The following is a 12,832-nucleotide window of genomic DNA, read 5'->3' on the forward strand; positions in this document are numbered from 1 at the left end:
CGCGCGCACTCTAGGGCCCGGGGCCCGCTCGAGTCAACGGCGACTTTTCGCAAATTGCCAGGAGCCGTGGCTTAGCGGCGGCCACCCTTGGCGGCGGCGACCACCACCTTCATCTGCTGCTTGAAGCCGTCGCAGCTCACCTCGATCGTCGTCTCGCCGGGATCGTGGGCCCACACCTGCTTGCCGCTGTCGGTGGTGCAGATCTTCTCGTTCGCGCACTTCATGCGGACGAGGCGACCCTCCATCTCCTTGCCGAGCGCGTTCAGGACGCGGATCTTCGGGAGGACCGGATCGCCGTCCTGCACGAGCTGGAGCTCGAGGGGCTCGACGACGAGCTTCTCCACCGTGTTCACGTCGACGAGCAGGTCGCCGGCGAGGTCGCCGCGGGAGGCCGTGATTCGGGTCTGGCCGGGACCCCTCGCCGTGATCATGCCGGCGTCGTCGACCGTCGCGACCTTCTCGTCCTCGGAGACCCACTTCGTCGGCTTCGCAGAGGGGAAGACCTGGCCGCGGCGGTTCTTCGCGACCGCGCGCGCAGGCCTCGCGGCGCCTCGGGTCTCGAAGGAGATCGAGGTCGGCTCCATCTCGTAGAAGTCGGGCTTGGAGCATCCGGCGACTGCGACCGCGAGACCCAATGCGAGCAGCAACGTGCGCATCTCTTCTCCTCGTTTGCGATGGCCCCAACTCGTACCATTCACGGAGCCGATCGCGCAATTCATCGGGCGCGGGTGCGCCTGGCCACGGCGAAGACCTGGGCCGAGTCGTCGTCGACGGCCGGCGGCTTCAGCTCCTCCGGCCCGGCGGACGGCCGTCCTCCGCCTCCGCGGATCGTGTCGAAGGCGCGGGTGATCCGCTGCATCTGCACGGGATCTCCGCCGCGATCCGGATGATGCCGGAGGGCGAGCTCCCGGAAGCGCGCGCGGACCGTCTCGAGGGAGGCGCCGGGCGGTACTCCCAGCACGAACCAGGGATCGTCCTCGTCCAGCCGACGCAGGAAGGCCTCGAGCCGGCTCTTGGCCTGCTGGAAGCGGGCCTCGCGGACCGCCTCCCCCCCAGGCGCGGGCAAGGCGGGGCGCACGCCCGCGCCTCTACGGAGCACCTCGCCGTAGCTCGAGGCGTAGGTTCGAACACAGCGGGCACACGAGTAGTACGCTCCGCCGCTCGCAGCAGCGCCGACGCGGGAGAGGCGTGTTCCACAGTGGGAGCACTCCAGCTCCTCCGATTCCCAGTCCGTGTTCCTGTTAGGCTGCGCCACGCCTGCGATCTATGCCGGATCCGTGTGGGCCTTGTGGGACAACTGCGGACATGCCCTGTGGAAAACGAGCCATGACTTCGCGCCTTCTGCAGGGGATCGCGATCCTGGCCGCATGGGTCGGCGGTGTGGCTGCGCCGGGCGCTGCGGCCGCCGCTGGAACGCAAGCGCGCCTCGGGGCAGCGACGCAGGGGCGGACTGCCGCGGCGGCTCGCCGTCCACCGGCGAACAAGCATGGAGCGTCCGGTGCCGACGCCGGGGCAGCGTCCCGCCTCGAGGCGCAGGTCGATCCCCTCGAGCTCCTCTGGAGCCATCGTCTCGATTTCGCGCCGGACGGCAGCCCGCTCGTGTCGGTGCGGATCGGCGAGGGGGAGCGGGAGCTCGCGCTGGTGCCCAAGGGAAACGTTCGGATTTCCCTGAGGGGCAAGGGCGCGAAGGCCCTCGAAGGCCCGGCTGGCGGGACCTGGCGGTTCCGGATCCGCGACGGCGTTCCCGCCCGGATCCGGTGGGCACCGCGGGTCGCCGAGGTCGACCTCGCCGGGAAGGCCGCCGTCGGCGCCGAGCTGGAGCGGTGGGCCGGGCGCGGCTACGACGCGCGGGCCGTGATCGTCGGCGGCGTCTTCGGCTTCTCCGGTCGGGTGGTCGACAATCGGCGATACGCGATTCTCCTCGGTGCGCCCGGTTCGCGCGACGACGCCGAGCGGCTCGCGGCGGACGTGCGGGAGCGCTTCGGTGATCCGGTGTCTCTGTTTTCCGAGCTCGAGGCCCGCCCCCAGGGCGTCGTCGAGATCATCGACCCACGCGGAAAGAAAGTGGCCGAATCCCCCGGCGCCGCCGTGGTGGAGGTGCCGGGCGGCGGCGGGATCACCGTCCTCGGCGTCGAGCACGACATGGGCTACGCCGCCCACGGCCGCGAGGATCGCACCTATCGCGGCAAGGTCTTCGTGACGGTGGACTCGCAGGGGAGGGCGGCGGCGGTGAGCGTACTCCCGATGGAGGAGCTCCTCCGCGGGATCGTCCCCAGCGAGATCTTCGCGTCTGCGCCTTCCGAGGCCCTCCAGGCCCAGGCCGTCGCGGCCCGCGGCGAGGTCCTCGCCAAGATCGGCGCGCGCCACCTCGGTGATCCCTTCCTCCTCTGTGCCGAGCAGCACTGCCAGGTCTACAAGGGCCTCTCGGGCGAGCATCCCCGCACCGACGAGGCCATCGCGGCGTCTCGGGGCGAGGTCCTTTTCGGGAGCCGCGGCGGCCTCGTCGACTCCGTCTACTCCTCGACCTGCGGCGGCCACACCGAGAACAACGAGGCCGTCTGGGGCACGCCTCCCGACCCCAACCTGCGCGGCGTGCCCGACTGGATCGGCCACCCCGAGCTCGCCGCCTACGCCTCCGGGATCGCGGAGGGAAAGGTCGCGCGATTCCTCTCCGCCGACGTACCGGGCATGTGCAGCTCGGCGACCTTCGCGCGGAAGGAGAAATATCGCTGGGAGCGGCGGTTCACGGCGGCGGAGCTCGACGAGATCGTTGCGTCCTTCGGTGTCGGAAAGGTCGTCTCACTCGAGGTGACCGGTCGCGGCGTGTCGGGCCGCGCCACCGGCCTCGCGATCCGCGGCAGCCTCGGCAGCCACGTGATCAACGGCGAGCTTGCGATCCGCAGGCTCCTCAAGAACCTCAACTCGTCGCTCTTCGTCATCGAGCGGGAGGGCCCGGCGGGCGCGTGGCGTTTCCGGGGCGCGGGCTGGGGCCACGGCGTCGGCATGTGCCAGATAGGCGCCATCGGCCGCGCCGAGCTCGGCCACGACCACGCCGCGATCCTGCGCCACTACTACAACGGCGCCGACCTCGTGCGGCTTTACTGAACGTGTCTTCGGGAAGAAGGGGGATCGCTTGGTCGTTTGCCAGCACTAGCTGCTGGCGCTCGAGCAATCGGGGGAGTGATTTCCTTTCCTGCGGGCGTTAGCTTTGGGCTTTGGTGGACCCGACGATCCGAGAGCGCCGGCGCCGCGTCGCCGCAAGGATGGCCCGAAAGCGGCTGCTGGTCGCGCTCGTCCTCGCGGCGCTCTTCCACCTGGTGGCGATCCCGCTGACGATGCTCTCCTTCCGGTTCGAGCCGGGCAAGGAGCCCGAGGTGGCGCTGGTGCGGATCCCGGCGTCCCAGTGGGACGCCGCGGCCGGTGTCGCCCGCGAAGGAGCGAAGCAGAAGCCGCCCATGGAGAAGGCCGAGGCGGCGAAAGAGAAGGAGCAGGAGACGCCTCCCCCGGAGGAGAAGAAGAAGGAGCCGGAGAAGGCGCCGGGGCAGGTGGTGGAGACGGCCCCGGGCAACGGCGAGACTTCGCCGGACTCGAAGTTCTCGGCGGAGTCGAACAACCGGGTGGACAAGCAGACGATCTCCCGCGACCGTCGGGCCGGGGCGAACGTGACGACGCCGAAGGCCACCGCGCCCGCGGCGGATGCGGGAGCCCCTGGCGAGGAAGCGGGCCAGTCCGTCGGCGTCGTCGGCGAGGCGGGCAAGGACAAGGGCAAGGCCCAGAAGGCCCGCGGCAAGGTGGAGATCCCGTCGGTCGAGCGTAAGGACGAGCTCTCGATGAAGGTCTCGCCGAACGGGGCCGGAAAGATCCCGAACCAGAAGGGCTCCGACGAGCTGCAGGGCAACTCCGATCGCTTCCGCATCCAGGTGGGGGAGGGTGACGGCGAGGAGGAGCGCGAGGGCGGGGGCGGCACGCAGCCGGGAGGCGAGCTGAAGCTCTTCCCGAGCGCGGCGGTGGTGGATCGGATCACGGGCGCGCCCGCGCCGGATCACGTGGAGGGCGTTGACGAGGGCGAGGGCACCTTCCTGAACACCCGGGAGTGGCGCTTCGCCTCGTTCATGAACCGCCTGAAGGCCGGCGTGGCGCGCACCTGGGATCCGAGCGCGGTGGCGCGGGTGCGGGATCCGTCGGGAAACATCTACCTCTGGAAGGATCGCTACACGCTGCTGTCGGTGACGCTCCGCGAGGACGGAAGCCTCGAGGGCGCCTACGTGGAGAAGTCGAGCGGCGTGGACTTCCTCGACCGCGAGGCGATGGCGGCCTTCGAGAGGGCGCAGCCCTTTCCGCATCCGCCGAAGGGGCTGATGGGCGAGGACGGGCGGATCCACTTCCAGTTCGGCTTCTTCATCGACACCAACCGGGGCGGCATTCGCATCTTCCGCCGGTAGGCGGGGCAGCGCATGTTGCAGGCATGAGGGGACTCCTGGTGCCGCTGGCTGCCGCCCTGCTCCTCATGGGGTGTCCGGCGAAGGAGGGGGCGAAGACCGAAGTCCACCTCCCGGGTGGGCCGGAGGATCGGTCCGAGCAGCATCCCGGGCTCAGCTCGGCGCAGGAGGATCTCGACCTTCTCGCACCCGAGAAGATGCGGCCCGACTTCCTGGCGGATCGCTACGAGGCAGGCGGGGGCTGGCTCTCGCCGGACCTGGGCCCGTCCAACGTGGTCAGGGGCAGCGTGGCGGCGGTGCAGCCCGGCGTGCTGCGGGTGGCGAGCGAGGGCCAGCAGGTGGAGCTGGGGCTGGGCCAGCATCCGCTGACCACCTGGCACGGCTCGCTGATCTCGGTGCAGGTGATCCCGGAGGGCGCGCCGGTGCGCGCGCTCTTCCACGTGGATCCCGTCACCGGGCAGAAGAAGGCGGATCGGATCGAGCTCCTGACACCGCCGGCCCACCCGTTTCCGTAGAAGCCCGAACGCAGACGGGGCGCGAGAGGGAAACCCTCTTCGCGCCCCGGTCGAAAGCAGCGAGAAAGCGCTCTCTTACGCGCCGACGTCGAAGCCCGGCGACCAGCGGAGCACGGGCTTGCGGGCGGCGCGGGTCTCGTCGAGGCGCTCCACCACCGGCTTCTGCGGCATCGCCTTGATGGCAGCGGGCTCCTCGCGGGCCTGGGCGGCGATGGCCTTCATCGCGGCGGCGAAGTTCTCCAGCGTCTCCTTGGTCTCGGTCTCGGTGGGCTCGACCATGAGGGCGCCGGGGACGATCAGCGGGAAGTAGACAGTGGGCGGGTGGTAGCCGTGGTCGATGAGCGCCTTGGCCACGTCCATGGTGGTGACACCAGTCTCCTTGAGCTTCTTGTCCGTGTAGACCACCTCGTGGAGAGAGCGGCCCTCGTAGGCGACGTCCCACTCGTCCTCGATGAGGGCGCGGATGTACTGGGCATTGAGCACCGCCAGGCGCGACGCCGCGTGGAGGCCCTCGGGGCCGAGCTCGCGGATGTAGGCGTAGGCGCGCAGGTGCATGCCGAAGTTGCCCCAGAACGTGCGCAGCTTGCCGACGGACATCGGCTGGTCGAAGTCGAGGCGGTAGGTGTCACCCTCCTTCACCACGATCGGCCTGGGGAGGTAGGGCGCGAGGTGCTCCGCGACCGCCACGGGGCCGGAGCCCGGACCGCCTCCGCCGTGGGGCGTGGAGAAGGTCTTGTGGAGGTTGTAGTGCATCACGTCGATGCCCATGTCGCCGGGGCGGGCGACACCGAGCAGCGCGTTCATGTTGGCGCCGTCACCGTAGACCTGGCCCCCCTTCTCGTGGACGATCCGGCAGATCTCCTCCACGTGCTCTTCGAAGATGCCGAGCGTGTTGGGGTTGGTCATCATCAGGCAGGCGACGTCTTCGTCCATGGCCGCGGCCACGGTCGCCGGCTCGAGCACGCCCTTCGAATTGCTCTTGAGCTCGACGGCCTGGTAGCCGAGGAGCGCCGCCGACGCAGGGTTGGTGCCGTGGGCGGAGTCGGGGATCAGCACCTTCTTGCGGGGGGTGCCGTGCTTGTCCATGTGCCAGGCCCGGATCACCATCAGGCCGGCGAGCTCGCCCTGCGCGCCAGCGGCGGGCTCGAGGCTGGTGGCGTGGAGGCCGGCGATCTCGGAGAGCGAGCGCTCGAGGCGGTACATCAGCTCGAGGACGCCCTGGCTCTGCTCGGTGGGCAGCAGCGGATGGGCGCCGGCGAAGCCGGGCAGCCGCGCGGCCCACTCGTTCACCTTGGGGTTGAACTTCATGGTGCACGAGCCGAGGGGGAAGAAGCCCGTGTCCACGCTGTAGTTGAGCTGCGACAGGCGCACGAAGTGGCGCACCGCCTGGACCTCGGTCACCGAGGGGAAGTGCTCGATCTCGCCGCGCAGGAGCTCGGGGGGAGCTCGGTGGCGGGGTCGGACTCGGGGACGCCGGCCTCGGGGAGGGAGACGCCCATGCGGCCCGGCTCGGACCGCTCGAAGATCAGGGGCTCGTGGTACTGCAGGCCGCGAACGCCAGGGGAGGTCTTGGGGAAGAAGCGATCCGACACGGGGAGAAACCTCTGGAAGCTTTGGGTCGGCGAGCGCCTCGCTCGTCGAAAGATGCGTCTCCCGGGCTCCTACGAGCCCGGGGGGAGGAATCGGTTCAGGCGAGCGCTGCGATCAGCGCGTCGATCCGAGCCTTGTCGTGAAGCTCGGTGACGCAGAGGAGCAGACCGTCGCCCAGCTCGGGGTAGTAGCGGCCGAGGGGCAGGCCTCCGGAGAGGCCGGCCTTGGTGATCCGCGCGATGGCGTCGCTCGGCGCGCGCACGGCGAACTCGTTGAACACCGGGCCCGAGAAGAGCGGCTTCAGGCCGGCGGCGGCGAGCTGCTCCCGGGCGTAGCGCGCCCGGCGGTAGTTGAGGAGCGCGAGGGCCTTCAGGCCGTGCCGTCCCAGCATCGAGAGGTGGATGGTGGCGGCGGTCGCGTTGAGGCCGTGGTTCGTGCAGATGTTGGACGTGGCCTTCTCCCGGCGGATGTGCTGCTCGCGGGTGGAGAGGGTGAGCACGAAGCCGCGCTTGCCCGTCTTGTCCACCGTGGCGCCGGCCACGCGGCCCGGGAACTGGCGCAGGAACTTCTCGCGGGTGGCGAAGAAGCCGAGGCCGGGGCCGCCGAAGTTGAGGCCGTTTCCGAAGGACTGCATCTCGCCAACGGCGACGTCGATGCCCTGGGCGCCAGGCGACTGGAGCAGGCCGAAGGCGAGGGCCTCGGTGGTGCACGAGATCGCGATGGCGCCCTTGGCCTGGGCGAGCTTCGCGATGGCGCCGAGATCCTCGACCACGCCGAAGAAGTTTGGGTAGCCGACGAGGACACCGGCGGTGTTCTCGTCGATCGCCGCCTCGAGGGCGGCCATGTCCGTGCGGCCGTCGGCGCCGAAGGGCACCTCCACCACGTCGAAGCCCTCGGTGTGGTAGGTGCGGACGACGTCGCGGTACTCGGGGTGGAGCGCCTTCGACACCACCACCTTGGTCCGCTTGCCGCCGGAGATGCGCACGGCCATCAGCGCCGCCTCGGCGGCCGCCGACGCGCCGTCGTACATCGAGGCGTTTGCGATCTCGAGGCCGGTCAGCAGCGTGACAAAGGTCTGGAACTCGAAGGTGATCTGCAGCGTGCCCTGGGCGATCTCTGGCTGGTACGGCGTGTAGGCCGTGTAGAGCTCGCCGCGCAGGAGCAGCTGGTCCACAGACGGGGGCACGTGGTGCGGATTCGCGCCGGCGCCGAGGAAGGGCGCTCCCTTGGGCTGCTTGGAGGCGAGCGCCTCCAGGTGATCCATCAGAGCCCGCTCGTCGAGGCTGGGCTCGACGGCCAGGGCGCGGTTCAGCCGGAGGCTCGCCGGGACGGTGGAGAAGAGCTCGTCGAGGCTCTTCACCCCGATCTTCTGCAGCATCTCCTGGATGTCGGACTCGGTGTGGGGAAGGTAACGCATGGACCTGCTCTGGAGTGCTTCTGCGTGAATCGCGCGCCGGTTTCGACGCCGGCCCTCAATTCGGGCCGGCATCGGACTTCTAATCGTCTCAGCCCTGCTTCGCGACGAACTCGCCGTAGGCGGCGGCGTCCATCAGCTTGTCGAACGCGGACGGATCGGCCGGCTCGACCTTGATCATCCAACCCGCGTCGTAGGGGTCGTCATTCACCTTCTCGGGCGAATCGACGAGGGGATCGTTGCGCTCCACCACCGTGCCGGTGACGGGGGCGATGAGCTCGCTCACGGCCTTGGTCGACTCGACCACGCCGAAGGACTCTCCCGCGGTCACGGTCTTGCCCGGCTCGGGGAGCTCGACGTAGACCACGTCGCCGAGCTGGCTCTGGGCGAAGGCGGTGATGCCGACGACGACGGCGTTGCCGTCCTTGCGGGCCCACTCGTGGTCCTGGGTGTAGCGCAGGTCTGCGGGGAAGGTGAGGTCGGACACGGCAGGCTCCTTTTCAAGGTTCAGACGTCGAAGAGGTTCAAACGTCGAAGATCAGGCGGGACGCTTGTAGAACGGGGTCTTGACCACGCGGGCGGCGACGGGCTTGCCGCGGATCTCCACCTCGAAGGTGGAGCCCTCCGACGCGAGCTCCGGCGGCACGTAGCCGATCCCGATGGGCTTCTGGAGAGTGGGGCTCATGGTCCCGCTCGTCACCACTCCGACCGGCTGGCCGTTCGACAGGATCGGGTAGCCGTGGCGGGGGATGCCGCGCTCGGTGAGCTCGAAGCCGATGAGCTTGCGCTTCACGCCGTCCGCCTTCTGGCGGACGAGGGCTTCCTTGCCGATGAAGCCCGGCTTGTCGAGCTTCACGATCCAGCCCAGGGAGGCCTCGAGCGGGGTGTGCTCGTCGTCGATGTCGTTGCCGTAGAGGGCGAGCTTCGACTCGGTGCGCAGGGAGTCCCGGGCGCCGAGGCCGGCCGGCATGAGCCCCTCGTCCTTGCCTGCGGCGAGGATCGCCTCCCAGAGGTCAGTCGCGTCGCCGGGGCGGCAGAAGATCTCGAAGCCGTCCTCGCCGGTGTAGCCGGTGCGGGCGGCGATCACGGGCTTGCCGTCGACCTCGATCTCCGCGAAGCGGAAGAAGGCGATCGCCTGGAGGTCGGCGGAGGTGAGCTTCTGCAGGATGCCGATCGCCTTCGGGCCCTGAAGGGCCAGCTGCGCGAAGTCGGCGCCGGCGTCCCGGACCACCGGGCCCGCCTTGGCGTGGGACTTCATCCACTCGAAGTCCTTCTCCGCGTTCGAGGCGTTCGTGCAGACGAGGATCTTCGTGGGCGAGAAGCGGTAGCAGATGACGTCGTCGACGAAGCCGCCGCGCTCGTTCAGGAGGCCGGCGTAGAGGGCCTGGCCGTCGCCGATGCTGCGCAGATCGTTGGTGACGAGCTCGTTGCAGGCCTCGAGGGCGCCTTCGCCTTCGAAGAAGACCTCGCCCATGTGCGAGACGTCGAAGAGGCCGGCGGCCTCGCGCACGGCGCGGTGCTCGTCGATCACGCCCTTGTACTGGACGGGGAGCTCCCAGCCGGCGAACTCGACCAGCTTGCCGCCGTGCCGCACGTGGGCGTCGTAGAGGGGAGTGCGACGGGGAGCCATGTCAATCCTCCAGGGGGCCGATTCGCGGCGCATACTAGCGGCAGTCCCGGCCGGGTCAAGCCGCTCCGCCACCCGCCCTTCCCGCCGGCCCCGGAGATCCGCCAACCTTTCAATTGCCGGCCGCAAACCTTTCAATTATCGGCCTTGAACCTTTCAATCGCCGGACATCAACCTTTCATTCGCCGGACATCTACCTTTCAATCGCCGGACATCTACCTTTCAATTGCCGGCCGCCAACCTTTCATCTACCGTCGATCCTGAGCGAGGTTCGATCGGATGGAAGCCGAATCCCTGGTCCCACGCTTTGCCGGGCCGCGGCTCGTCGAGGCGCTCGGCGATTCTCCCGTGGTCCTGGTCCATGGGCCGCGCCAATGCGGAAAGACGACCCTGTCGAAAACGGTCGGGGAACCGCGGGGGTACGGCTATCTGTCGTTCGACGACGATCGCTTGCGCGCCAGCGCGGAGGCCGATCCCGTCTCCTTCGTGGCCGACCTGCCGGAGCGAGTGATCCTCGACGAGGTCCAGCGCGTCCCCGGTCTCTTCACCAGTCTCAAGGCGGAGGTCGATCGCCGGCGCGTCCCTGGTCGCTTCCTGATCACGGGCTCCGCGAACGTGCTGCTCGTTCCTCGGCTCGCGGATTCCCTCGCCGGCCGCTTGGAGATCCTGCGGCTCCACCCCCTCTCGCAGAGTGAGATCGGAGGAGCGCGCTCGGATTTTCTCGACCAGCTCTTCGCTGGATCGTTCGCGAGGAACCGGCCCTTCGACCGGATGGGGATTGGCCTGGCAGAGCGAGTGGCAGGCGGAGGTTATCCATCTGCGCTCGCTCGACGATCGCCCGGCCGCCGTGCGACCTGGTACCGGGACTACCTCGAGGCCGTGGTCCAGCGGGATGTCCGCGACCTCGCCCGAATCGGTTCCCTCGACGCGCTTCCGCGCCTGCTCGCGGTAGCCGCTTCGCAGACCGCACGCCTGTTCAACATCACCGAGCTCGCCGGAAGCTTCGAGCTCAGTCGGCCGACGATCCGTGATTACATCACCCTCCTCGAGCGGGTATTTCTCCTCGAGCACCTCCCGGCCTGGCATGGGAACCGCCTCGCCAGGCTGGTGAAGACGCCCAAGCTCCACATCGGGGACACGGGCCTGGCCAGCGCGCTGTTGGGCCTCGATGCGCAGGCGCTCTACGAAGATCGCGAAACGTACGGACAGCTCGTAGAGACGTTCGCGTACCAGGAGCTCCGGAGGGAAGCCAGCTTCCGCGACGACGACATCCGGTTCTTCCACTACCGCGACCACAACCAGATGGAAGTGGACGTCGTCCTCGAGCGCGCCGGGAAGGTCGCGGGGGTCGAGGTAAAGAGCGCTTCCGTCGTCTCGGCGGCCGATTTCCGCGGTCTCAAGCGCCTCGCCGAAGCGGCCGGAAAACGATTCGTCGCCGGCGTCGTGCTCTACGACGGCGACCACGTCCTCCCCTTCGGCGAGCGTCTTTACGCGGTGCCGATCACGGCTCTATGGCGTACCTCGTAATTCCCTGGGCCGCATGAGACCTTCATGGGACGGGGTAGCGGATCTCTGGCGCATCTAGGTCAACAATCCAGACACACGCATCGATGGTCGGAGATCTTCCGAAGAGGCCAACGGCCTTTGGGCCAGTGCATCCCTTTTGCGGGCAGGCACAGCGGGTCGCAGGCGGACAGTCCGTATCGGAACCGCATGTCCTCATACAGGCGAATCCCTCTCGCCAAAGGTCTGCGCAAGCGTTCGGTGGCTTGCAGACGCGCCCGCATTCCTCGGCAGTGCCGAACGTCCCGAAGGTGAGCGGGATTTTCGTCGACAGAAGTTCGACGAACATCGAATCATCGAAAAAGTATCCTGGCAGGCGGCTTCCGTGCGACGCCGCCCAGTCGATCGCCAGATCGCATCGGTGCAAGTCGTCGCAGCAGACATTTCCCACGACCCGCGTCGGCGGCCCATCGGCTCGGCCGTCTACCGGAGACGAGGGATCGGCGGCGTAGAAGCCCTGTCGCCAGGGGCCCTGGCACCGAGGTGCGTCCGTCTCGATCGGGAGGCCGACCATTTCGATCTGCACGAGCCCGCGGTCGTGGAGCAAGGGGATGGCATCCACGGCGCTGGTCGGTCCCATGTAGGCAAGAAGGGCCCACTGAGCGGCACAGAGCACGAACGCAGCCAACCGGAACGTCCGCATCCCCTACCTCCCTGCCGACGGTTTCGAGACCAGCGTAACCGATCGAACCGTGGAGTTCGGGCAAGGAGGCGAGCCCCCGCGTCGTCGCGGGGGCGGCACGCAGGGCGAGGCTTGGTGCCGGGCCCTACTTCGCGGCGATGCGGGCGTTGGCGGCGTCGACCGTGTTGGAGAGGAGCATCGCGATGGTCATCGGGCCCACGCCGCCGGGGACCGGGGTGATGGCCGCGGCGCGCTGGGCGGCGGCAGCGAACTCCACGTCGCCCACGAGCTTGCCGCTCTCGAGGCGGTTCATGCCCACGTCGATCACGTAGGCGCCCTCGCGGATCCAGGCGCCGCGGACGAGCTCGGGCCTGCCGATGGCGGCGACGACGATGTCGGCGCGGGCGACCTCTTCGGCCAGGTCGCGGGTCCTCGAGTGGCAGACGGTGACGGTGGCGTTGGCCTCCAGCAGGAGGAGCGCCATGGGCTTGCCCACGATGTTGGAGCGGCCGATGACGACGGCGCGCTTGCCGGCGGGGTCGCAGCCGGCCTCCCGGAGGAGGCGCATGATCCCGAAGGGCGTGCAGGCGCGGACGCCGTCCTTTCGGCCGGAGAGGAGCTTGCCCGCGTTGATGAGGTGGAAGCCGTCGACGTCCTTCGCCGGCGCGATCGCGTCGAGCACGGTCTGCTCGTCCACCTGCTTCGGCAGCGGCAGCTGCACGAGGATGCCGTCGATCTTCGGGTCGGCGTTGAGGCGCTCCACGGCGGCGAGGACCTCCGAGGTGGAGGCGTCCTCGGGGAGGTGGTGCTCCTCGGAGACCATCCCCGTCTCGCCGGAGGCCTTGATCTTGCCGCGGACGTAGACCTCGGAGGCGGGGTCGTGCCCGACCCGGACCACGGCGAGGCCCGGCGCCCTGCCGTGCGCGGCCTGGAAGGCGCGGACCTTCTCGGCGACCTCGCCCCGGACCTTCGCGGCGATCGCCTTCCCGTCGATGAGCTCTGCTGCCATTTCGATCTCCTGTGGCCGTCGGCGGCTCGCGTCGGCGCCGACGGGCTGCGAGC

12 protein-coding genes are annotated in these 12,832 nt (G+C 69.2%); 4 read left to right on the plus strand and 8 right to left on the minus strand.

Going from position 1 to position 12,832, the window contains the following annotated elements; translation table 11 throughout:
- Positions 1-71: 71 nt before the first annotated feature.
- Both AKJ08_RS00930 and AKJ08_RS00935 read right to left on the minus strand, forming a co-directional pair.
- Complete coding sequence (locus AKJ08_RS00930; RefSeq protein WP_050724339.1) at positions 72-656, minus strand: Ig-like domain-containing protein; 585 nt, start codon at positions 654-656, stop codon at positions 72-74.
- A gap of 59 nt (positions 657-715) precedes the next feature.
- Positions 716-1,255 (minus strand): J domain-containing protein, encoded by a 540-nt coding sequence (locus AKJ08_RS00935; RefSeq protein WP_169788722.1) that lies wholly within the window; start codon positions 1,253-1,255, stop codon positions 716-718.
- Positions 1,256-1,326: 71 nt separating this feature from the next.
- On the opposite strand from AKJ08_RS00935, the gene AKJ08_RS00940 reads away from it, so the two are divergent.
- The 3 genes from AKJ08_RS00940 (at position 1,327) to AKJ08_RS00950 (ending at position 4,954) form a co-directional block, all read left to right on the plus strand.
- Positions 1,327-3,105 (plus strand): SpoIID/LytB domain-containing protein, encoded by a 1,779-nt coding sequence (locus AKJ08_RS00940; protein WP_050724341.1) that lies wholly within the window; start codon positions 1,327-1,329, stop codon positions 3,103-3,105.
- Positions 3,106-3,218: 113 nt separating this feature from the next.
- Positions 3,219-4,442, plus strand: coding sequence for an energy transducer TonB family protein (locus tag AKJ08_RS00945; protein ID WP_169788723.1), 1,224 nt, complete (start codon positions 3,219-3,221; stop codon positions 4,440-4,442).
- Between the two features lie 23 nt (positions 4,443-4,465).
- Positions 4,466-4,954: a hypothetical protein gene (locus AKJ08_RS00950; RefSeq protein WP_050724343.1), complete on the plus strand. Its 489-nt coding sequence runs from the start codon at positions 4,466-4,468 to the stop codon at positions 4,952-4,954.
- Between the two features lie 75 nt (positions 4,955-5,029).
- Here AKJ08_RS00950 and gcvPB read toward each other — a convergent pair whose 3' ends face one another.
- From gcvPB to gcvT, 5 genes are all read right to left on the minus strand, one after another.
- Complete coding sequence (gene gcvPB / locus AKJ08_RS00955; RefSeq protein WP_338062190.1) at positions 5,030-6,385, minus strand: aminomethyl-transferring glycine dehydrogenase subunit GcvPB; 1,356 nt, start codon at positions 6,383-6,385, stop codon at positions 5,030-5,032.
- Positions 6,352-6,546 carry a hypothetical protein gene (locus AKJ08_RS20270; protein ID WP_240475405.1) on the minus strand — a complete coding sequence of 65 codons (195 nt, stop codon included), beginning with the start codon at positions 6,544-6,546 and terminating at the stop codon, positions 6,352-6,354. The genes gcvPB and AKJ08_RS20270 overlap by 34 nt, the downstream gene beginning before the upstream one ends.
- A gap of 95 nt (positions 6,547-6,641) precedes the next feature.
- Positions 6,642-7,961: an aminomethyl-transferring glycine dehydrogenase subunit GcvPA gene (gene gcvPA / locus AKJ08_RS00960; RefSeq protein ID WP_050724344.1), complete on the minus strand. Its 1,320-nt coding sequence runs from the start codon at positions 7,959-7,961 to the stop codon at positions 6,642-6,644.
- 88 nt (positions 7,962-8,049) lie between these two features.
- Positions 8,050-8,445: a glycine cleavage system protein GcvH gene (gcvH, locus tag AKJ08_RS00965; RefSeq protein ID WP_050724345.1), complete on the minus strand. Its 396-nt coding sequence runs from the start codon at positions 8,443-8,445 to the stop codon at positions 8,050-8,052.
- Between the two features lie 51 nt (positions 8,446-8,496).
- Positions 8,497-9,588: a glycine cleavage system aminomethyltransferase GcvT gene (gene gcvT / locus AKJ08_RS00970; protein ID WP_050724346.1), complete on the minus strand. Its 1,092-nt coding sequence runs from the start codon at positions 9,586-9,588 to the stop codon at positions 8,497-8,499.
- Positions 9,589-9,864: 276 nt separating this feature from the next.
- Between gcvT and AKJ08_RS00975 the strand changes: the two genes are divergently transcribed.
- Positions 9,865-11,112, plus strand: coding sequence for an ATP-binding protein (locus tag AKJ08_RS00975; protein WP_050724347.1), 1,248 nt, complete (start codon positions 9,865-9,867; stop codon positions 11,110-11,112).
- Positions 11,113-11,915: 803 nt separating this feature from the next.
- On the opposite strand, the gene folD is transcribed toward AKJ08_RS00975, so the two are convergent.
- Positions 11,916-12,779: a bifunctional methylenetetrahydrofolate dehydrogenase/methenyltetrahydrofolate cyclohydrolase FolD gene (gene folD, locus AKJ08_RS00980; protein WP_050724348.1), complete on the minus strand. Its 864-nt coding sequence runs from the start codon at positions 12,777-12,779 to the stop codon at positions 11,916-11,918.
- Positions 12,780-12,832 lie beyond the last annotated feature (53 nt).

The organism is Vulgatibacter incomptus (genome assembly GCF_001263175.1).
Lineage (GTDB): Bacteria > Myxococcota > Myxococcia > Myxococcales > Vulgatibacteraceae > Vulgatibacter > Vulgatibacter incomptus.